At 59.9% G+C, this 18,388-nt stretch carries 21 protein-coding genes; 19 read left to right on the plus strand and 2 right to left on the minus strand.

Translation table 11 applies throughout. From position 1 onward, the window contains the following. Positions 1 to 6 precede the first annotated feature (6 nt). The 19 genes from pduC to HMPREF3178_RS22130 all read left to right on the plus strand — a co-directional run bounded on the left by pduC (position 7) and on the right by HMPREF3178_RS22130 (position 15,738). Positions 7 to 1,671, plus strand: coding sequence for a propanediol dehydratase large subunit PduC (gene pduC, locus HMPREF3178_RS22040; RefSeq protein ID WP_004105132.1), 1,665 nt, complete (start codon positions 7 to 9; stop codon positions 1,669 to 1,671). A 10-nt stretch (positions 1,672 to 1,681) separates the two neighbouring features. Further along, positions 1,682 to 2,356 carry a propanediol dehydratase medium subunit PduD gene (gene pduD, locus HMPREF3178_RS22045; protein ID WP_004105135.1) on the plus strand — a complete coding sequence of 225 codons (675 nt, stop codon included), beginning with the start codon at positions 1,682 to 1,684 and terminating at the stop codon, positions 2,354 to 2,356. 14 nt (positions 2,357 to 2,370) lie between these two features. Then, the gene (gene pduE / locus HMPREF3178_RS22050) at positions 2,371 to 2,892 is read left to right on the plus strand and encodes a propanediol dehydratase small subunit PduE (protein WP_070585511.1); all 522 of its coding nucleotides are present in this window, start codon (positions 2,371 to 2,373) and stop codon (positions 2,890 to 2,892) included. Between the two features lie 15 nt (positions 2,893 to 2,907). Next, complete coding sequence (gene pduG / locus HMPREF3178_RS22055; protein WP_004105140.1) at positions 2,908 to 4,740, plus strand: propanediol dehydratase reactivase alpha subunit PduG; 1,833 nt, start codon at positions 2,908 to 2,910, stop codon at positions 4,738 to 4,740. After that, positions 4,730 to 5,080, plus strand: coding sequence for a propanediol dehydratase reactivase beta subunit PduH (gene pduH, locus HMPREF3178_RS22060; protein ID WP_004105142.1), 351 nt, complete (start codon positions 4,730 to 4,732; stop codon positions 5,078 to 5,080). Before pduG ends, pduH begins: the two co-directional genes overlap by 11 nt. 19 nt (positions 5,081 to 5,099) lie before the next feature. Further along, entirely contained in the window at positions 5,100 to 5,375 is a 276-nt protein-coding gene (gene pduJ / locus HMPREF3178_RS22065) for a propanediol utilization microcompartment protein PduJ (RefSeq protein ID WP_001057755.1), read from the plus strand. A 3-nt stretch (positions 5,376 to 5,378) separates the two neighbouring features. Continuing rightward, positions 5,379 to 5,861: a BMC domain-containing protein gene (locus HMPREF3178_RS22070; protein ID WP_105889103.1), complete on the plus strand. Its 483-nt coding sequence runs from the start codon at positions 5,379 to 5,381 to the stop codon at positions 5,859 to 5,861. Then, positions 5,861 to 6,493 carry a phosphate propanoyltransferase gene (locus HMPREF3178_RS22075; protein WP_004115022.1) on the plus strand — a complete coding sequence of 211 codons (633 nt, stop codon included), beginning with the start codon at positions 5,861 to 5,863 and terminating at the stop codon, positions 6,491 to 6,493. Before HMPREF3178_RS22070 ends, HMPREF3178_RS22075 begins: the two co-directional genes overlap by 1 nt. Further along, a complete protein-coding gene (gene pduM, locus HMPREF3178_RS22080) occupies positions 6,490 to 6,981 on the plus strand; it encodes a microcompartment protein PduM (protein ID WP_070585512.1) in 492 nt (163 codons plus the stop codon). The genes HMPREF3178_RS22075 and pduM overlap by 4 nt, the downstream gene beginning before the upstream one ends. A gap of 3 nt (positions 6,982 to 6,984) precedes the next feature. After that, entirely contained in the window at positions 6,985 to 7,260 is a 276-nt protein-coding gene (pduN, locus tag HMPREF3178_RS22085; protein ID WP_000549823.1) for a propanediol utilization microcompartment protein PduN, read from the plus strand. Positions 7,261 to 7,269: 9 nt separating this feature from the next. Next, a complete protein-coding gene (gene pduO / locus HMPREF3178_RS22090; protein ID WP_004115028.1) occupies positions 7,270 to 8,280 on the plus strand; it encodes a two-domain cob(I)yrinic acid a,c-diamide adenosyltransferase PduO in 1,011 nt (336 codons plus the stop codon). After that, entirely contained in the window at positions 8,277 to 9,668 is a 1,392-nt protein-coding gene (gene pduP, locus HMPREF3178_RS22095; RefSeq protein WP_016809893.1) for a CoA-acylating propionaldehyde dehydrogenase PduP, read from the plus strand. Before pduO ends, pduP begins: the two co-directional genes overlap by 4 nt. An 11-nt stretch (positions 9,669 to 9,679) precedes the next feature. Then, complete coding sequence (pduQ, locus tag HMPREF3178_RS22100) at positions 9,680 to 10,792, plus strand: 1-propanol dehydrogenase PduQ (protein ID WP_004105190.1); 1,113 nt, start codon at positions 9,680 to 9,682, stop codon at positions 10,790 to 10,792. Further along, entirely contained in the window at positions 10,789 to 12,144 is a 1,356-nt protein-coding gene (gene pduS, locus HMPREF3178_RS22105) for a cobalamin reductase PduS (RefSeq protein ID WP_023330008.1), read from the plus strand. The genes pduQ and pduS overlap by 4 nt, the downstream gene beginning before the upstream one ends. Positions 12,145 to 12,146: 2 nt before the next feature. After that, positions 12,147 to 12,701, plus strand: a complete 555-nt coding sequence (gene pduT, locus HMPREF3178_RS22110; RefSeq protein ID WP_000075777.1) for a propanediol utilization microcompartment protein PduT — start codon at positions 12,147 to 12,149, stop codon at positions 12,699 to 12,701. Beyond that, on the plus strand, positions 12,701 to 13,051 hold the full coding sequence (gene pduU, locus HMPREF3178_RS22115; RefSeq protein WP_000441103.1) for a propanediol utilization microcompartment protein PduU: 351 nt from the start codon (positions 12,701 to 12,703) through the stop codon (positions 13,049 to 13,051). Before pduT ends, pduU begins: the two co-directional genes overlap by 1 nt. Before the next feature lie 4 nt (positions 13,052 to 13,055). Next, entirely contained in the window at positions 13,056 to 13,508 is a 453-nt protein-coding gene (pduV, locus tag HMPREF3178_RS22120; protein WP_004115034.1) for a propanediol utilization protein PduV, read from the plus strand. Further along, positions 13,493 to 14,707 (plus strand): acetate/propionate family kinase, encoded by a 1,215-nt coding sequence (locus tag HMPREF3178_RS22125; RefSeq protein WP_004105218.1) that lies wholly within the window; start codon positions 13,493 to 13,495, stop codon positions 14,705 to 14,707. The genes pduV and HMPREF3178_RS22125 overlap by 16 nt, the downstream gene beginning before the upstream one ends. 164 nt (positions 14,708 to 14,871) lie before the next feature. Beyond that, positions 14,872 to 15,738, plus strand: a complete 867-nt coding sequence (locus tag HMPREF3178_RS22130) for a GHMP family kinase ATP-binding protein (protein WP_004105221.1) — start codon at positions 14,872 to 14,874, stop codon at positions 15,736 to 15,738. Between the two features lie 261 nt (positions 15,739 to 15,999). Here HMPREF3178_RS22130 and cobD read toward each other — a convergent pair whose 3' ends face one another. Further along, a complete protein-coding gene (gene cobD, locus HMPREF3178_RS22135) occupies positions 16,000 to 17,079 on the minus strand; it encodes a threonine-phosphate decarboxylase CobD (RefSeq protein WP_024274646.1) in 1,080 nt (359 codons plus the stop codon). A gap of 17 nt (positions 17,080 to 17,096) precedes the next feature. Beyond that, the gene (gene amiC, locus HMPREF3178_RS22140) at positions 17,097 to 18,350 is read right to left on the minus strand and encodes an N-acetylmuramoyl-L-alanine amidase AmiC (RefSeq protein WP_024274647.1); all 1,254 of its coding nucleotides are present in this window, start codon (positions 18,348 to 18,350) and stop codon (positions 17,097 to 17,099) included. Positions 18,351 to 18,388: the final 38 nt, after the last annotated feature.

Below are 18,388 nucleotides of genomic sequence, written 5' to 3' on the forward strand. Positions count from 1 at the left end.
TGATTCATGAGATCGAAAAGATTTGAAGCACTGGCGAAACGCCCTGTGAATCAGGACGGCTTCGTTAAGGAATGGATCGAAGAAGGCTTTATCGCGATGGAAAGCCCGAACGATCCGAAACCGTCGATAAAAATCGTTAACGGCGCGGTGACCGAGCTGGACGGGAAACCGGTGAGCGATTTTGACCTGATCGACCACTTTATCGCCCGCTACGGCATTAACCTGAACCGCGCCGAAGAAGTGATGGCGATGGATTCGGTTAAGCTGGCCAACATGCTGTGCGATCCGAACGTTAAACGCAGCGAAATCGTCCCGCTGACCACCGCGATGACGCCGGCAAAAATTGTCGAAGTGGTTTCGCATATGAACGTCGTTGAGATGATGATGGCGATGCAGAAAATGCGTGCCCGCCGCACCCCATCCCAGCAGGCGCACGTCACCAACGTCAAAGATAACCCGGTACAGATTGCCGCCGACGCCGCCGAAGGCGCATGGCGCGGATTTGACGAACAGGAAACCACCGTTGCGGTAGCGCGCTACGCGCCGTTCAACGCCATCGCGCTGCTGGTCGGCTCGCAGGTAGGCCGTCCGGGCGTACTGACTCAGTGCTCGCTGGAAGAAGCCACCGAGCTGAAGCTCGGCATGCTGGGCCACACCTGCTACGCCGAAACCATCTCTGTCTACGGTACCGAACCGGTCTTTACCGACGGCGACGACACGCCGTGGTCGAAGGGTTTCTTAGCCTCCTCCTACGCCTCTCGCGGTCTGAAAATGCGCTTCACCTCCGGCTCCGGCTCCGAAGTGCAGATGGGCTACGCCGAAGGCAAATCCATGCTTTACCTGGAAGCGCGCTGCATCTACATCACCAAAGCCGCGGGCGTACAGGGCCTGCAAAACGGTTCCGTTAGCTGCATCGGCGTGCCGTCTGCGGTACCTTCCGGCATTCGCGCGGTGCTGGCGGAAAACCTGATCTGTTCGTCGCTGGATCTGGAGTGCGCCTCCAGTAACGACCAGACCTTCACCCACTCCGATATGCGTCGTACCGCGCGCCTGCTGATGCAGTTTCTGCCGGGGACCGACTTTATCTCTTCCGGTTATTCCGCGGTGCCGAACTACGACAACATGTTCGCCGGTTCCAACGAAGATGCCGAAGACTTTGACGACTACAACGTCATCCAGCGCGACCTGAAGGTGGACGGTGGTCTGCGTCCGGTTCGCGAAGAAGATGTTATCGCCATCCGGAATAAGGCTGCCCGCGCGCTGCAGGCCGTTTTTGCCGGAATGGGGCTGCCGCCGATTACCGATGAAGAAGTTGAAGCCGCGACCTACGCCCACGGTTCGAAAGATATGCCGGAACGCAACATCGTTGAAGACATCAAGTTCGCCCAGGAAATCATCAATAAAAACCGCAACGGCCTGGAAGTAGTGAAAGCGCTGGCGCAGGGCGGGTTCACCGACGTTGCCCAGGACATGCTCAACATCCAGAAAGCCAAACTGACCGGAGACTATCTGCATACCTCCGCAATTATCGTCGGCGATGGGCAGGTGCTGTCAGCCGTCAACGACGTTAACGACTATGCCGGTCCGGCAACGGGCTATCGCCTGCAGGGCGAACGCTGGGAAGAGATTAAAAACATCCCTGGCGCTCTTGATCCCAACGAGATTGATTAAGGGGTGAGAAATGGAAATTAATGAAAAATTGCTGCGCCAGATAATTGAAGAAGTGCTCAGCGAGATGAAGGGCAGCGATAAACCCGTCTCGTTTACTGCGCCAGCGGCCTCCGCGGCGCCCCAGGCCACGCCGCCCGCCGGCGACGGCTTCCTGACGGAAGTGGGCGAAGCGCGTCAGGGAACCCAGCAGGACGAAGTGATTATCGCCGTCGGCCCGGCTTTCGGCCTGGCGCAGACCGTCAATATCGTCGGCATACCGCATAAGAGCATTTTGCGCGAAGTCATTGCCGGTATTGAAGAAGAAGGCATTAAGGCGCGCGTGATTCGCTGCTTTAAATCCTCCGACGTGGCCTTCGTCGCCGTTGAAGGCAATCGCCTGAGCGGTTCCGGCATCTCTATCGGCATCCAGTCAAAAGGCACCACGGTGATTCACCAGCAGGGGCTGCCGCCGCTCTCTAACCTGGAGCTGTTCCCCCAGGCGCCGCTGCTGACCCTGGAAACCTATCGCCAGATTGGTAAAAACGCCGCCCGCTATGCGAAACGCGAATCGCCGCAGCCGGTCCCGACGCTGAACGACCAGATGGCGCGGCCAAAATACCAGGCGAAATCGGCCATTTTGCACATTAAAGAGACCAAGTACGTGGTGACGGGCAAAAACCCGCAGGAACTGCGCGTGGCGCTTTGATAAAGGATAACTCCATGAATACCGACGCAATTGAATCGATGGTGCGCGACGTATTAAGCCGCATGAACAGCCTGCAGGGCGAGGCGCCGACGGCGGCTCCGGCGGCAGACGGCGCGTCCCGTAGCGCAAAGGTCAGCGACTACCCGCTGGCGAACAAACACCCGGAATGGGTGAAAACCGCCACCAATAAAACGCTGGACGACTTTACGCTGGAAAACGTGCTGAGCAACAAAGTTACCGCCCAGGATATGCGTATTACCCCGGAAACGCTGCGCATACAGGCTTCTATCGCCAGGGACGCGGGCCGCGACCGGCTGGCGATGAACTTCGAACGCGCCGCCGAACTGACCGCGGTACCGGACGATCGCATTCTTGAAATCTACAACGCCCTCCGCCCCTATCGCTCGACGAAAGAGGAGCTGCTGGCGATCGCCGACGATCTCGAAAGCCGCTATCAGGCGAAGATTTGCGCCGCTTTCGTTCGCGAAGCGGCAACGCTGTACGTCGAGCGTAAAAAACTCAAAGGCGACGATTAATTACAGGGGTATGTGATGCGATATATAGCTGGCATTGATATCGGCAACTCATCGACGGAAGTCGCCCTGGCGACTCTGAATGAGGCTGGCACGCTGACAATCACCCACAGCGCGCTGGCGGAAACCACCGGGATCAAAGGCACGTTGCGTAACGTGTTCGGTATTCAGGAGGCGCTCGCCCTCGTCGCCAGAGGCGCCGGGATCGCTGTCAGCGATATTTCGCTCATCCGCATTAATGAAGCTACGCCGGTGATTGGCGATGTGGCGATGGAAACCATTACCGAGACCATCATCACCGAATCGACCATGATCGGCCATAACCCGAAAACGCCCGGCGGCGCGGGGCTTGGCGTGGGCATCACCATTACGCCGCAGGAGCTGTTAACCCGCCCGGCGGACGCGCCCTATATCCTGGTGGTGTCGTCGGCGTTCGATTTTGCCGATATCGCCAGCGTGATTAACGCTTCCCTGCGCGCCGGATATCAGATTACCGGCGTCATTTTGCAACGCGACGATGGCGTACTGGTCAGCAACCGGCTGGAAAAACCGCTGCCGATTGTTGACGAAGTGCTGTACATCGACCGCATTCCGCTGGGAATGCTGGCGGCAATTGAGGTCGCCGTCCCGGGGAAGGTCATCGAAACGCTCTCTAACCCCTACGGCATCGCCACCGTATTCAACCTCAACGCCGAGGAGACGAAAAACATCGTCCCGATGGCTCGTGCGCTGATTGGCAACCGTTCCGCCGTGGTGGTCAAAACGCCATCCGGTGACGTCAAAGCGCGCGCGATACCCGCCGGTAACCTTGAGCTGCTGGCCCAGGGCCGGAGCGTACGCGTAGACGTTGCCGCTGGCGCCGAAGCCATCATGAAAGCGGTCGACGGCTGCGGCAAGCTCGATAACGTCACCGGCGAGTCGGGGACCAATATCGGCGGCATGCTGGAACACGTGCGCCAGACCATGGCCGAGCTGACCAACAAGCCCAGCAGCGAAATATTCATTCAGGACCTGCTGGCCGTCGATACCTCGGTGCCGGTGAGCGTCACCGGCGGTCTTGCCGGGGAGTTCTCGCTGGAGCAGGCCGTGGGCATCGCCTCAATGGTGAAATCGGATCGTCTGCAGATGGCGATGATTGCCCGCGAAATCGAGCAGAAGCTCAATATCGACGTGCAGATCGGCGGCGCCGAGGCCGAAGCCGCCATTCTGGGCGCGCTGACCACGCCGGGTACCACCCGACCGCTGGCGATCCTCGACCTCGGCGCAGGCTCCACCGATGCCTCCATCATCAACCCCAAAGGCGAAATCATCGCCACTCACCTCGCCGGAGCTGGCGATATGGTGACGATGATTATTGCCCGCGAGCTGGGGCTGGAAGACCGCTATCTGGCGGAAGAGATCAAGAAGTATCCGCTGGCCAAGGTGGAAAGTCTGTTCCATTTACGCCACGAGGACGGCAGCGTGCAGTTCTTCTCCACGCCGCTGCCCCCCGCCGTATTCGCCCGCGTCTGCGTGGTGAAACCGGACGAACTGGTGCCACTACCCGGCGACTTAGCGCTGGAAAAAGTGCGCGCCATTCGCCGCAGCGCCAAAGAGCGGGTCTTTGTCACCAACGCCCTGCGCGCACTGCGTCAGGTCAGCCCCACCGGCAACATTCGCGATATTCCGTTCGTGGTGCTGGTCGGCGGTTCGTCGCTGGATTTCGAGGTCCCGCAGCTGGTCACTGATGCGCTGGCGCACTACCGCCTGGTTGCCGGGCGGGGAAATATTCGCGGCAGCGAGGGCCCCAGAAACGCGGTGGCCACCGGCCTGATTCTCTCCTGGCATAAGGAGTTCGCGCATGGACAGTAATCACAGCGCCCCGGCTATTGTGATCGCCGCCATCGACGGCTGCGACGGCCTGTGGCGCGAAGTGCTGCTGGGTATCGAAGAGGAAGGCATTCCTTTCCTGCTCCAGCATCACCCGGCCGGGGATGTCGTGGACAGCGCCTGGCAGGCGGCGCGCAGCTCGCCGCTACTGGTGGGCATCGCCTGCGATCGCCATACGCTGGTCGTGCACTACAAAAATTTACCCGCATCGGCGCCGCTTTTTACGCTGATGCATCATCAGGACAGTCAGGCCCAACGTAACACCGGTAATAACGCGGCACGGCTGGTCAAAGGGATCCCGTTCCGGGATCTGAATAGCTAAGCAACAGGAGAACAGCAGTATGAATAACGCACTGGGACTGGTTGAAACAAAAGGGTTAGTAGGCGCCATTGAGGCCGCCGATGCAATGGTGAAATCGGCCAACGTGCAGCTGGTCGGCTACGAAAAAATTGGCTCGGGTCTGGTGACCGTAATGGTTCGCGGCGATGTCGGCGCGGTCAAAGCGGCGGTAGATGCGGGCAGCGCGGCGGCAAGCGTCGTAGGCGAAGTGAAATCCTGCCACGTGATCCCGCGTCCGCACAGCGACGTTGAGGCCATTTTACCGAAATCAGCCTGATTGATGGCGAATAAGGAGCACCGCGTGAAGCAATCACTGGGATTACTTGAAGTTTGTGGTCTGGCACTGGCTATTAGCTGCGCCGATATCATGGCGAAATCCGCTTCTATCACGCTGGTCGCCCTCGAAAAGACCAATGGTTCAGGCTGGACGGTCATTAAAATTACCGGTGATGTGGCCTCAGTACAGGCGGCCATCACCACCGGTGCACAGTTTGCCGAACAGCGAAACGGTCTGGTGGCTCATAAAGTCATCGCCAGACCCGGAGAAGGGATCCTGCCCGCAGAGGCTCCCCCATCCTCCGTCATGGAACCTGAGCCTGAAGAGTCAGAGACGGCTAATGTCGTTTCTGAAGCGCCAGCAGAAGAGCCCCTCCAGCAACAAGGCGTGGTCAGCTGCAACCTGTGCCTGGATCCAAAATGTCCGCGCCAGAAGGGCGAGCCGCGCACCCTTTGCATTCATCCCGGCAAGCGAGGTGAAGCGTAATGGATAAACAGCTTCTCGAATCAACGGTCAGTAAAGTCCTCGACGAGATGCGTCTGCGGCCCATTCCGCTGGGGGTTTCAAATCGTCATATCCACCTGTCGGCGTCGGATTATGAACGCCTGTTTCCTGGCCATCCCATCAGCGAGAAAAAAGCGCTGCTGCAGCCGGGACAGTACGCTGCGGAGCAAACCGTCACCCTGGTAGGGCCGAAGGGGCAGCTTAAAAATGTGCGCCTGCTCGGCCCACTGCGTTCGGTAAGCCAGGTGGAAATATCGCGTACCGATGCCAGAACCCTGGGGGTTGCGGCGCCGCTGAGAATGTCCGGCGATCTGAAAGGGACGCCGGGCATCCGTCTGGTCAGCCCCTATGGCGAACTGACGCTCTCGTCAGGAGTTATCGTCGCGCAACGGCATATTCATATGTCGCCGCTCGATGCGCTGATCCTGCGGGTTTCCCACGGCGATAGGGTCTCCGTGGCCATTGAAGGCGACGAGCGCGGGCTGATTTTCAACAACGTGGCGATTCGCGTTTCACCGGATATGCGTCTCGAAATGCACATTGATACCGATGAAGCCAACGCCGCTGGCGCCGATAATCCGCAGGCCTTTGCCCGGCTGGTAGGCCCGCGATGAACGGCGAAGTTCTGCCGCGCATCGTGGAGGAAATCGTCTCCAGGCTGCAGCGTCGCGCCCACAGCACGGCGACGCTGAGCGTTGCGCAGCTGCGCGATGCCGACTGCCCCGGGCTGTTCAGCCAGCACGCCTCGCTGCGCATCCTGCTTGTCGACCTGCCGCTGCTGGGCCAGCTGACGGAGGCGGAAACCGACGATCCTGCGGCCCGGAAAATTCACGACGCGCTGGCTTTCGGCATCCGCGTGCAGCTCACCCTGCACAGCCAGCTGCTGCCGGTTATCCCGGTCAAAAAACTGGCGCGCCTGCCGACGATCTTCACCGACGAGCGCGGGCTGCCGCTGATCCTGCACGCAGGATCGGTGCTGAGCTATCGCGACGTCGCGCAGCTGGGCCAGGGTCGCCTGGTTATCCACCGCAAATGCATCGTGACCGCGCTGGCGCGCGAAGCGGCACAGGCGCGGCATATTCAATTAATTAAGCAGGAGTAAATCATGCATCTGGCACGAGTCACGGGCGCGGTTGTCTCCACGCAAAAATCGCCTTCCCTGATCGGCAAAAAGCTGCTGCTGGTGCGGCGGGTCAGCGCCGATGGCGAGCTTCCCGCCTCGCCGACCTCCGGCGATGAAGTCGCCGTGGATTCCGTCGGCGCGGGGATCGGCGAGCTGGTTCTGCTCAGCGGCGGCTCCAGCGCCAGGCACGTTTTTTCCGGGCCAAACGAGGCCATCGACCTCGCCGTTGTCGGCATTGTCGATACGCTTTCACGTTAAGGAGCGAATATGGCGATTTATACCCGAACGGGCGACGCTGGCACCACCTCACTCTTTACCGGCCAGCGGGTGAGTAAAACCCACCCGCGGGTTGAAGCCTACGGCACGCTGGATGAGCTGAACGCCGCGCTGAGCCTGTGCGCCTGCGCCGCCGCGGATGAAAATCACCGCGCCTTACTTGAGGCCATCCAGCAGCAGCTTTTTTGGTTTAGCGCAGAACTGGCCAGCGACAGCGAACGGCCGTCACCGAAACAGCGCTACATCAGCAGCGAAGAGATTTCCGCTCTGGAAGCCGCCATCGATCGGGCCATGGCCCGCGTCGAACCGCTGCACAGTTTTATTTTACCCGGCCGCTGCGAAGCCGCGAGCCGCCTGCATTTTGCCCGCACGCTGGCCCGCCGGGCCGAACGGCGACTGGTTGAGCTGGCGGCGGAAGTCAACGTGCGCCAGGTGCTGATGCGCTACATCAATCGCTTGTCAGACTGCCTGTACGCCCTGGCGCGCGCGGAAGATAGCGATGCGCACCAGAACAACATCATTCGTGAAGTGAGCCGGCGCTATCTGGCCGCCACTCTACCGAGCCGCAGCAAGGAGAAGACGCCCCTGGACCTTTCATTCCACGATCTGCACCAGCTCACCCGCGCCGCCGTTGAGCGCGCGCAGCAGCTTCAGGTGCCGGTGGTGATCAGCATCGTTGACGCACACGGCACCGAAACCGTGACCTGGCGGATGCCGGACGCCCTGCTGGTCAGCAGCGAACTGGCGCCGAAAAAAGCCTGGACCGCGGTGGCGATGAAAACGGCGACCCATGAGCTGAGCGAGGCCGTTCAGCCGGGCGCCGCGCTTTATGGCCTCGAAACGCATTTGCAGGGAAAAGTGGTTACCTTTGGCGGCGGTTACGCCCTGTGGCGCGACGGCTCATTAATTGGGGGTCTTGGCATCAGCGGCGGCAGCGTTGAACAGGACATGGATATAGCACAGACCGCCATCGCGGCCATTAACGTGGGAACTCATCAATGAATACTTCTGAACTCGAAACGCTTATTCGCACCATTCTTAGCGAACAGTTAACCCCAGCCCAAACGCCAAACCCGGCGCAGGGCAAAGGGATTTTTCAGTCCGTGAGCGAGGCCATTGATGCCGCGCATCAGGCGTTCTTACGTTATCAGCAGTGCCCGCTAAAAACCCGCAGCGCCATCATTAGCGCAATGCGTCAGGAGCTGACGCCGCATCTGGCCGCCCTGGCGGAAGAGAGCGCCAATGAAACGGGGATGGGCAACAAAGAAGATAAATTTTTGAAAAACAAAGCTGCGCTGGACAACACGCCGGGCGTGGAAGATCTCACCACCACGGCACTGACCGGCGACGGCGGCATGGTGCTGTTTGAGTATTCGCCATTTGGCGTTATCGGGTCGGTCGCACCGAGCACCAACCCGACGGAAACCATCATTAATAACAGCATCAGCATGCTGGCGGCGGGCAATAGCGTCTACTTCAGCCCGCATCCGGGAGCAAAAAAGGTCTCACTGAAGCTGATTAGCATGATTGAAGAGATTGTTTTCCGCTGCTGCGGCATCCGCAATCTGGTGGTTACCGTAGCAGAACCCACTTTCGAAGCCACCCAGCAGATGATGGCCCATCCGCGCATTGCGGTTCTGGCCATTACCGGCGGCCCGGGTATTGTGGCGATGGGCATGAAGAGCGGTAAGAAAGTCATTGGCGCTGGCGCGGGTAACCCGCCCTGCATCGTTGATGAAACGGCGGATCTGGTTAAAGCGGCGGAAGATATCATCAACGGCGCCTCGTTCGATTACAACCTGCCCTGCATTGCCGAGAAGAGCCTGATTGTGGTGGAGAGCGTCGCCGAACGTCTGGTGCAGCAAATGCAAACCTTCGGCGCGCTGCTGCTGAGCCCTGCCGACACTGACAAACTCCGGGCCGCCTGCCTGCCTGAAGGCCAGGCGAATAAAAAACTGGTCGGCAAAAGCCCATCAGCCATGCTGGAAGCGGCCGGCATCGCCGTTCCGGCGAAAGCGCCGCGTCTGCTGATAGCGCTGGTTAACGCCGACGATCCGTGGGTCACCAGCGAGCAGCTGATGCCGATGCTGCCGATAGTGAAAGTTAGCGATTTCGATAGCGCGCTGGCCCTGGCGCTGAAGGTTGAAGAGGGACTGCATCATACCGCCATTATGCACTCGCAGAACGTGTCGCGCCTGAACCTCGCGGCCCGCACCCTGCAAACCTCGATATTCGTCAAGAACGGCCCCTCTTATGCCGGGATCGGCGTCGGCGGCGAAGGCTTTACCACCTTTACTATCGCCACGCCGACCGGTGAAGGGACAACCTCGGCGCGCACGTTTGCCCGCTCCCGTCGCTGCGTGCTGACCAACGGCTTTTCCATTCGCTAACCGAGGTCGCGATGAAGACTTTCTCACTACAAACGCGGTTGTACAGCGGTCAGGGTAGCCTGGCGGTGCTCAAGCGCTTTACCAACAAGCACATCTGGATTATCTGCGATGGCTTTCTTGCGCGCTCGCCGCTGCTGGAAACCCTGCGTCAGGCGTTGCCCGCAGATAACCGCATTAGCGTCTTTAGCGAGATAACCCCGGACCCCACTATCCACACCGTGGTACAGGGCATTGCGCAAATGCAGGCCCTGCAGCCGCAGGTGGTCATCGGCTTCGGCGGCGGATCGGCAATGGATGCGGCGAAAGCTATCGTCTGGTTCAGTCAGCAGAGCGGCATCAGCATCGAAACCTGCGTGGCTATACCGACCACCAGCGGTACCGGTTCAGAAGTAACCAGCGCCTGCGTAATTAGCGATCCGGATAAAGGCATCAAGTACCCGCTGTTCAACAATGCGCTCTATCCCGATATGGCGATCCTTGACCCGGAGCTGGTGGTCAGCGTGCCGCCGCAGATTACGGCCAACACCGGCATGGACGTGCTGACCCACGCGCTGGAGGCGTGGGTCTCTCCGCACGCCAGCGACTTTACCGACGCGCTGGCGGAAAAAGCCGCCAAACTGGTGTTCCAGTATCTGCCCACCGCGGTGGAAAAAGGCGACTGCGTGGCGACGCGCGGGAAAATGCACAATGCCTCAACGCTTGCCGGGATGGCGTTCAGCCAGGCGGGGCTGGGGCTTAACCATGCTATCGCCCACCAGCTTGGCGGGCAGTTTCATCTCCCGCACGGACTGGCCAACGCGCTGCTGTTGACCGCGGTTATCCGCTTTAACGCCGGTCATCCGCGCGCCGGAAAACGCTACGCGCGGCTGGCCAAAGCCTGCGGCTTTTGTCCGGCAGACGCCAGCGATAGTACGGCGATCAATGCGCTGATCCAGCAAATCGAACGGCTCAAGCAGCGCTGTGCGCTGCCGTCACTGGCGGTCGCGCTGAAAGAGGGACGTGCCGAGTACTCAGCGCGCATTCCGGCCATGGTGCAGGCCGCACTGGCTGACGTGACCTTGCGCACGAATCCTCGCCCGGCCAGCGCCGGGGAAATTCAGGAACTGCTGGAGGAACTGCTATGAGTACCGCCGTCAACGCTGTTGAAATGGCCAGAAGCGCCGAGGAGATCCGCGAGCGCGTGCGCGCTGCGGGCGTAGTCGGCGCGGGTGGAGCGGGTTTTCCCGCCCACGTGAAGCTGCAGGCGCAGGTGGAGATCTTTCTGGTTAACGCCGCCGAGTGCGAACCGATGCTCAAGGTCGACCAGCAGCTAATGTGGCAGCAGGCTGCACGTCTGGTCCGCGGCGTGCAGTACGCGATGACGGCAACCGGCGCGCGCGAAGGGGTGATTGCCCTGAAAGAGAAGTACCGCCGGGCTATCGACGCCCTCACCCCGCTGCTGCCTGCCGGTATTCGCCTGCATATTCTGCCGGATGTCTATCCCGCAGGCGATGAGGTGCTGACTATCTGGTTAGCTACCGGTCGACGGGTCGCACCCGCCGCGCTGCCAGCCAGCGTTGGGGTCGTGGTGAATAACGTACAAACGGTGCTCAATATTGCCCGTGCGGTTGAGCAGCAGTTTCCGGTGACCCGCCGCACGCTAACCGTTAACGGCGCGGTCGCCCGACCGCTGACCGTCACCGTCCCCATCGGCATGTCGCTGCGCGAAGTGCTGGCGCTGGCGGGCGGCGCGACGGTCGACGACCCCGGTTTTATTAACGGTGGCCCGATGATGGGCGGCCTGATGACTGCTCTCGATAGCCCGGTAACCAAAACTACCGGCGGCCTGCTGGTGCTGCCCAAAAGCCATCCGCTTATCCAGCGGCGGATGCAGGACGAGCGCACGGTGCTTTCCGTGGCCCGTACCGTCTGCGAACAGTGTCGCCTGTGTACCGATCTCTGCCCACGGCATCTGATCGGCCACGAACTCTCCCCGCACCTGCTGGTGCGGGCGGTGAACTTTCATCAGGCCGCCACGCCCCAGCTGCTGCTGAGCGCGCTCACCTGTTCGGAATGCAACGTCTGCGAAAGCGTGGCCTGTCCGGTGGGGATCTCGCCGATGCGCATCAACCGCATGCTGAAACGCGAGCTGCGCGCGCAAAACCAGCGCTATGAAGGACCGCTCTATCCGGCCGACGAAATGGCGAAATATCGCCTCATGCCGGTGAAGCGACTGATCGCCAAACTGGGGCTGAGCCCCTGGTATCAGGAGGCGCCGCTGGTGGAAGACGAACCGGCAGTAGAATCAGTGACTTTACAGTTGCGCCAGCATATCGGCGCCAGCGCGGTAGCGAACGTTGCAGTGGGAGAACGCGTTACCCGCGGGCAATGCGTTGCCGATATCCCGGCAGGCGCGTTAGGCGCGCCGGTTCACGCCAGCATCGACGGCGTGGTTGCGGCCATCAGCGAACAGGCCATCACGGTTGTAAGAGGTTAACCATGTCTCAGGCTATAGGAATTTTAGAACTCACCAGCATTGCCAAAGGAATGGAACTCGGCGATGCGATGCTGAAAAGCGCCAACGTCAATCTGCTGGTCAGCAAGACTATCTGCCCGGGTAAGTTTCTGTTGATGCTCGGCGGGGATATCGGCGCTATCCAGCAGGCCATTGAAACCGGCACTTCGCAGGCCGGCGAAATGCTCGTCGACAGCCTGGTGCTGGCGAATATCCATCCCAGCGTACTCCCGGCCATCAGCGGCCTGAACAGCGTAGACAAACGCCAGGCAGTCGGCATCGTTGAAACCTGGAGCGTTGCGGCCTGCATCAGCGCCGCGGACCGGGCGGTGAAAGGCTCCAACGTCACCCTGGTACGGGTGCATATGGCCTTCGGCATCGGCGGTAAATGCTACATGGTGGTGGCGGGCGACGTTTCCGACGTCAACAACGCGGTTACGGTAGCCAGCGAAAGCGCGGGTGAAAAAGGGCTGCTGGTTTATCGTTCGGTGATCCCGCGACCGCATGAAGCCATGTGGCGACAGATGGTGGAGGGATAATGGAAAGACAGCCAACAACGGATCGCATGATTCAGGAATACGTTCCTGGGAAACAGGTAACCCTCGCGCACCTGATTGCCAATCCCGGGAAAGATCTCTTTAAGAAACTCGGCCTGCAGGATGCGGTGTCCGCCATCGGCATCCTCACCATTACGCCCAGCGAAGCGTCGATTATCGCCTGCGATATCGCCACCAAATCCGGCGCGGTGGAGATCGGTTTTCTTGACCGCTTTACCGGTGCCGTGGTGCTGACCGGCGACGTTTCCGCCGTCGAGTACGCTCTCAAGCAGGTGACGCGCACCCTGGGCGAGATGATGCAGTTTACTACCTGCTCAATAACCCGGACGTAGCGCGATGAAACGTCTGATGTTGATCGGCCCCAGCCAGTGCGGCAAAACCTCGCTGACCCAGGGCCTGCGCGGTGAAGCGCTCCATTATAAGAAAACCCAGGCGATTGAATGGTCGCCGATGGCCATCGACACGCCGGGTGAATATCTGGAGAACCGCTGCCTTTATAGCGCTCTGTTGACCAGCGCCTGCGAGGCCGACGTTATCGCTCTGGTGCTGAACGCCGACGCGCAGTGGGCGCCGTTTTCTCCGGGTTTTACCGCTCCGATGAACCGCCCGACGATTGGTCTGGTCACTAAAGCCGACCTTGCCGATGCGCAGCGGATATCGCTAATCGGCGAGTGGCTCAGGCAGGCTGGCGCCCAGCAGATTTTTATCACCAGCGCGCTGAATAATCTGGGTCTTGATGCCGTGCTGGATTTTCTGAATTCGAAGGAACCTTTATGTCTTACAAAATAATGGCCATTAATGCCGGCAGCTCATCGTTAAAATTCCAGCTGCTGGAGATGCCTCAGGGCGATATGCTCTGCCAGGGATTGATCGAGCGTATCGGCATGGCAAACGCCCAGGTGACCCTTAAAACGCCGGCGCAAAAATGGCAGGAAACGGCGCCCGTAGCCGATCACCGTGAAGCCGTCACCCTGCTGCTGGAAAAGCTCCTCGACCATCGGATTATCCAGAGTTTGCAGGATATCGATGGCGTCGGCCACCGCGTGGCGCACGGCGGGGAGCGCTTTAAAGATTCGACGCCGGTGACCGATGAGACCTTAGCGGAAATCGAGCGCCTGGCGGAACTGGCCCCGCTGCATAATCCGGTCAACGCGCTGGGCATTAAAGTTTTCCGCCAGTTGCTGCCCGACGCGCCGTCGGTGGCGGTGTTTGATACCGCTTTTCACCAGACGCTGGACGAGCGCGCGTTTATCTATCCGCTGCCCTGGCGCTACTACAGCGAGTTGGGCATTCGCCGTTACGGCTTCCACGGCACCAGCCACAAGTACGTTAGCGCGACGCTGGCGGAAAAGCTGGGCGTACCGTTGAGCGCTCTGCGCGTGGTGTGCTGCCATCTCGGCAACGGCAGCAGCGTTTGTGCAATCAAAGGCGGGCGCTCGGTTAACACGTCAATGGGCTTTACGCCGCAGTCCGGCGTGATGATGGGCACCCGCAGCGGCGATATCGATCCGTCGATTCTACCGTGGCTGGCGCTGCATGAGGGAAAAACGCCGGAGCAGCTTAATCAGCTGCTGAATAACGAGTCCGGCCTGCTGGGGGTTTCCGGCATCTCGCACGATTATCGCGATGTCGAGCAGGCGGCGGACAGCGGTAATCGTCAGGCAGCCCTGGCGCTCTCGCTGTTTGCCGAGCGCATTCGCGCCACCATCGGCAGTTATATTATGCAGATGGGCGGCCTGGACGCGCTGATCTTTACCGGCGGCATCGGCGAAAACTCCGCCCGCGCCAGGAGCGCCATCTGCCATAACCTGAATTTCCTCGGGCTCTCGGTCGATGAAGAGAAAAACCAGCACAACGCTACCTTTATTCAGGCCGAAAATGCGATGGTCAAAGTGGCGGTCATCAATACCAATGAAGAGCTGATGATTGCCCGCGATGTGATGCGCCTGGCGCTTCCCGAAGCGCAGACATTAACCGTTTCAGCCTGAGCTCGCCGCCAGGCAAATTGCGGTGAATCATGGAAATAGCGGGATCGGCATGACACTATGCGCTTAAAATTCTGAAAACTTTACCCTAAATAATTCAGGTCACAGGACAAAGCACTGGTGCTTTGTCCCGTAGCTTGAAGTATAACGGGTAAAAAGGTGAATACGTGGCCGTAGCGCAATGCCCCGCCTCCTGTGGGGAACTCATCCAGGGCTGGATCCTCGGCAGCGAGAAGCTGGTCTCCTGCCCCGTTGACTGGTACAGCACCGTCGAGGTGGACTACGGTTCGCCTCGGGCGGATGAACGTCCGCTGGCGCGGGCGATGGTCGACCAGTTGCTGAGCTACTGGCGTTATCCGCCGGCGCTGAGCAAGGAGATTCGGATCGATATCTGCTCCACGATTCCGGTTGCCAAAGGTATGGCCAGCAGCACCGCGGACATCGCCGCGACGGCGGTAGCCGCCGCGCATCATCTCGGCCATCCGCTGGATGAACCCACCCTCGCCCGGCTCTGCGTCTCCCTGGAGCCCACCGACAGCACTCTGTTTCGTCAGCTCACCCTGTTCGACCACAACACCGCCGCCACGCAGATTGCCTGTGACAGCCAGCCTCAGCTCGATCTGCTGGTGCTGGAAAGCCCCGCTACGCTGCTGACCACCGATTACCACCGACTTCCCCGGCTTGAAAAGCTGCACGCCCACTCCGCGTCTCTGCAGCTAGCCTGGGAGAAAGTTCAGCTGGCCTGCGAGACGGATAATCCCCGGCGGATGGGAGAGGCCGCGACGCTTAGCGCCGTCGCCAGTCAGCATCTGTTACCAAAGCCGGGGTTTGATACGCTGCGGGGGCTGGTGGAAGAGTGCGATTTATACGGTATTAACGTGGCGCACAGCGGCAGCGTGGTCGGCCTGATGCTCGACCGTCAACGTCACGACATTGAGTATTTACAGCGACGGCTGGAAGAGACGCGACTTAGCGAGCTCTGGCCCAGGCAGCACCTGCTGCGCATGGTGCAGGGCGGCGTCGAACTGCGCTAACGCTGCCGCAGCTATGCCCCGGAGGCGGTGCTACGCGCCTGTCCGGGCTACCGGACCACAGACGGCTGTAAACCCGTAGCCCTGCTAAGCGCAGCGCGAGCCGGGAAGAAGCCGCACCGATGCATTAATCCCGGCGCATTCCCCGGAGGCGGCGCTGCGCGCCTGTCCGGGCTACCGACCCGCAGACGGCTATGAACCCGTAGCCCGGTCATACAGCAGCGCCACCGGGAAGAAACGCAGACGAACAATAGCGGCAGACATCTACTCGTTAAATACCCGCCTGAAGGCCGTCAGCAGCCGGGTATTTTCCTGCTGGCTGCGGATCGCGACGCGAAAGTAGCGCCCGTCGAGCCCTGGATAATTGGCACAGCTGCGGATCAGGATGTGCTGCTGCAGCATCGCGTATTGCAGATCCAGATCCGCAACGTCGCAGCGCAGAAACAGATAGTTTGCCTGTCCGGGATAGACCGTCAGGCCGGGAATATGGCGCAGTTGATGATAAAAGCGCTGCCCTTCCTCCGCCAGCCACTGCAAGGTTTTCTGCTGGTAGGCGCTATCCTGGAGAATGATCTCCCCCGCCAGGGCGGCAAAAGCATTTATCGACCACGGCATCTGGCGCTCGCGCATTCTTGCCACCGCCCGCGCATCGCCATTGACCAGATACCCCAGGCGCAGGCCGGGTATGGCATAAAATTTGGTGAGCGAACGCAGCACCCACACGTGCGGATTGTGGGCCAGAAGCGGAATAAATCCCGGCTCATCGGGGATAAAATCGATAAACGCCTCATCGAGGATCAGGGCGATGTCCAGCGACTGACAGCGTTCAGCAATCAGCGCCAGCAGTCGACGATCGGGCAGCAGGCCGGTTGGATTGTTCGGCGTGCAGAGAAATAAGCAGTCCAGATCCGGCGTCAGGGCGTCAAGAATCGCTCCGGTGAGCTGCCAGCCATCCTCCTCGCGCAGCAGAAATTCCCGCACCGCGCACTCCACCGACTGCAGCGCCCGGCGATATTCGGCAAAACCCGGAGTGACGATCATCGCCTGGCGCGGTTTCAGCCCCTGAACCAGGGTAAAAATCGCTTCAGTTTCGCCGTTTCCTGCAAGGATCGACGACGCAGGAATATGATGATGTTCCGCCAGCGCAAGGTGCAGCTGCTGATACTCAACGTCGGGATAGCGTTCAGCGCAGTCCATATTGTTGAGGATTGCGCGCTTTAAACTTTCCGGCATCCCCAGCGGGTTGATGTTGGCGCTAAAATCCAGCAACTGCTCCGCAGAGATGCCCATAAGCGCGGCGGCCTCGCGAATATTGCCGCCGTGCGCGCTCTTTAATAGAGCCATTTCACTTTCCTGTTGCGTTATCCTCGCCTTGCCAGCGTCGCGCCGTCGGCGAAGTAGGCTTTAATCCCTGCCAGAATCGACTCTGCAACCTGCTGCTGGAATTTCGCCGTTTTCAGTTTACGCTCTTCTTCGATGTTGCTGATAAACGCGGTTTCCACCAGGATCGATGGAATATCCGGCGCTTTCAGCACCGCGAAGCCCGCCTGCTCAACCTGATTCTTGTGCAGGTTATTAATATTTCCCATCTTTTCCAGCACCGCCTTGCCAAACTTCAGGCTGTCGGCAATGGTCAACGACTGCACCATGTCGAACATCGTGTGGTCGACGTAGCGATCGCCGCTTTTGCTGACGCCGCCGATCAGATCCGAGGCGTTCTGGGTCTGAGCCAGATATTTAGCCGCGGTACTGGTAGCCCCTTTGGTTGACAGGGCAAATACCGACGAGCCGCTCGGCTGACGGCTGGTAAACGCATCGGCGTGAATAGAGACAAACAGGTCGGCGCGCTGCTTCTGCGCTTTGGCGACGCGAACCTTCAGCGGGATAAAGACATCCTCGTTGCGGGTCATATAGACCTTCATGTTGCCCTCTTTCTCGATCAGCGCGCGCAGCCGTCGGGCTATCTGCAGCACCACGTCTTTCTCGCGGGTGCGGTATTTACCGACGGCGCCGGAATCCTCGCCGCCGTGTCCGGGATCGAGCATGATAACGATAGGCCGATCGCGCCCGGCTTTACCCGGTTTCGGCCCGCTCTCCGCAGGCGGAACCTGCCGCTGCAGATCGCCTTTATTGTAATCCTCGAGCAGCGCCAGCAGCGGATCCTGCACGTCGGTCGCGTTGGAAGGGTAGAGATCCATGACCAGACGCTCTTTAAAACCGGCGACCGGAGCGAGCGCGAACAGCTGCGGTTTTACGTTCTGTTTCAGCTCGAACACCATGCGTACGGTTTGCGGGTCGAATTGTCCCACGCGGGCGGACTGAATATAGGGATCGTCGCTGCGAATCTGGTTACCCATGCCTTTTAGGACGGAGTTGAGGTTAACGCCTTCCAGATCCACAACCACACGTTCAGGATTACTGAGCGCAAACTGCCGATATTTCAGGATATGGTTGGACTCCACGGTGACGCGCGTGTAGGTCGATGATGGCCAGACGCGTACGGCAACCACCTGCGCCGCGGCAGCCAACCCAACCGGACTCACACTCATTAACCACATGGCGCCCGCCCCCTGTAAAAATCGGCGGCGGCTTAATCCTGACTTGTATCCCGACATGCCACTCCCAAGCAGTAAGAAATCATTCGTATTTAAAA

It is taken from the genome of Klebsiella sp. HMSC09D12 (genome assembly GCF_001808475.1).
Classification (GTDB): Bacteria; Pseudomonadota; Gammaproteobacteria; order Enterobacterales; family Enterobacteriaceae; genus Klebsiella; species Klebsiella oxytoca.

Bases quoted from the DNA above. Each gene is read 5' to 3' on its own strand.
- pduH (WP_004105142.1), top strand. From the start codon at position 4,730: ATGGACAGTAATCACAGCGCCCCGGCTATTGTGATCGCCGCCATCGAC.
- amiC (WP_024274647.1), bottom strand. From the start codon at position 18,350: ATGTCGGGATACAAGTCAGGATTAAGCCGCCGCCGATTTTTACAGGGG.
- pduO (WP_004115028.1), top strand. From the start codon at position 7,270: ATGGCGATTTATACCCGAACGGGCGACGCTGGCACCACCTCACTCTTT.
- pduT (WP_000075777.1), top strand. From the start codon at position 12,147: ATGTCTCAGGCTATAGGAATTTTAGAACTCACCAGCATTGCCAAAGGA.
- pduN (WP_000549823.1), top strand. From the start codon at position 6,985: ATGCATCTGGCACGAGTCACGGGCGCGGTTGTCTCCACGCAAAAATCG.
- pduD (WP_004105135.1), top strand. From the start codon at position 1,682: ATGGAAATTAATGAAAAATTGCTGCGCCAGATAATTGAAGAAGTGCTC.
- pduE (WP_070585511.1), top strand. From the start codon at position 2,371: ATGAATACCGACGCAATTGAATCGATGGTGCGCGACGTATTAAGCCGC.
- pduP (WP_016809893.1), top strand. From the start codon at position 8,277: ATGAATACTTCTGAACTCGAAACGCTTATTCGCACCATTCTTAGCGAA.
- pduS (WP_023330008.1), top strand. From the start codon at position 10,789: ATGAGTACCGCCGTCAACGCTGTTGAAATGGCCAGAAGCGCCGAGGAG.
- HMPREF3178_RS22070 (WP_105889103.1), top strand. From the start codon at position 5,379: ATGGCGAATAAGGAGCACCGCGTGAAGCAATCACTGGGATTACTTGAA.
- pduU (WP_000441103.1), top strand. From the start codon at position 12,701: ATGGAAAGACAGCCAACAACGGATCGCATGATTCAGGAATACGTTCCT.
- pduQ (WP_004105190.1), top strand. From the start codon at position 9,680: ATGAAGACTTTCTCACTACAAACGCGGTTGTACAGCGGTCAGGGTAGC.
- HMPREF3178_RS22125 (WP_004105218.1), top strand. From the start codon at position 13,493: ATGTCTTACAAAATAATGGCCATTAATGCCGGCAGCTCATCGTTAAAA.
- HMPREF3178_RS22075 (WP_004115022.1), top strand. From the start codon at position 5,861: ATGGATAAACAGCTTCTCGAATCAACGGTCAGTAAAGTCCTCGACGAG.
- pduV (WP_004115034.1), top strand. From the start codon at position 13,056: ATGAAACGTCTGATGTTGATCGGCCCCAGCCAGTGCGGCAAAACCTCG.
- pduM (WP_070585512.1), top strand. From the start codon at position 6,490: ATGAACGGCGAAGTTCTGCCGCGCATCGTGGAGGAAATCGTCTCCAGG.
- pduJ (WP_001057755.1), top strand. From the start codon at position 5,100: ATGAATAACGCACTGGGACTGGTTGAAACAAAAGGGTTAGTAGGCGCC.
- pduG (WP_004105140.1), top strand. From the start codon at position 2,908: ATGCGATATATAGCTGGCATTGATATCGGCAACTCATCGACGGAAGTC.
- pduC (WP_004105132.1), top strand. From the start codon at position 7: ATGAGATCGAAAAGATTTGAAGCACTGGCGAAACGCCCTGTGAATCAG.
- cobD (WP_024274646.1), bottom strand. From the start codon at position 17,079: ATGGCTCTATTAAAGAGCGCGCACGGCGGCAATATTCGCGAGGCCGCC.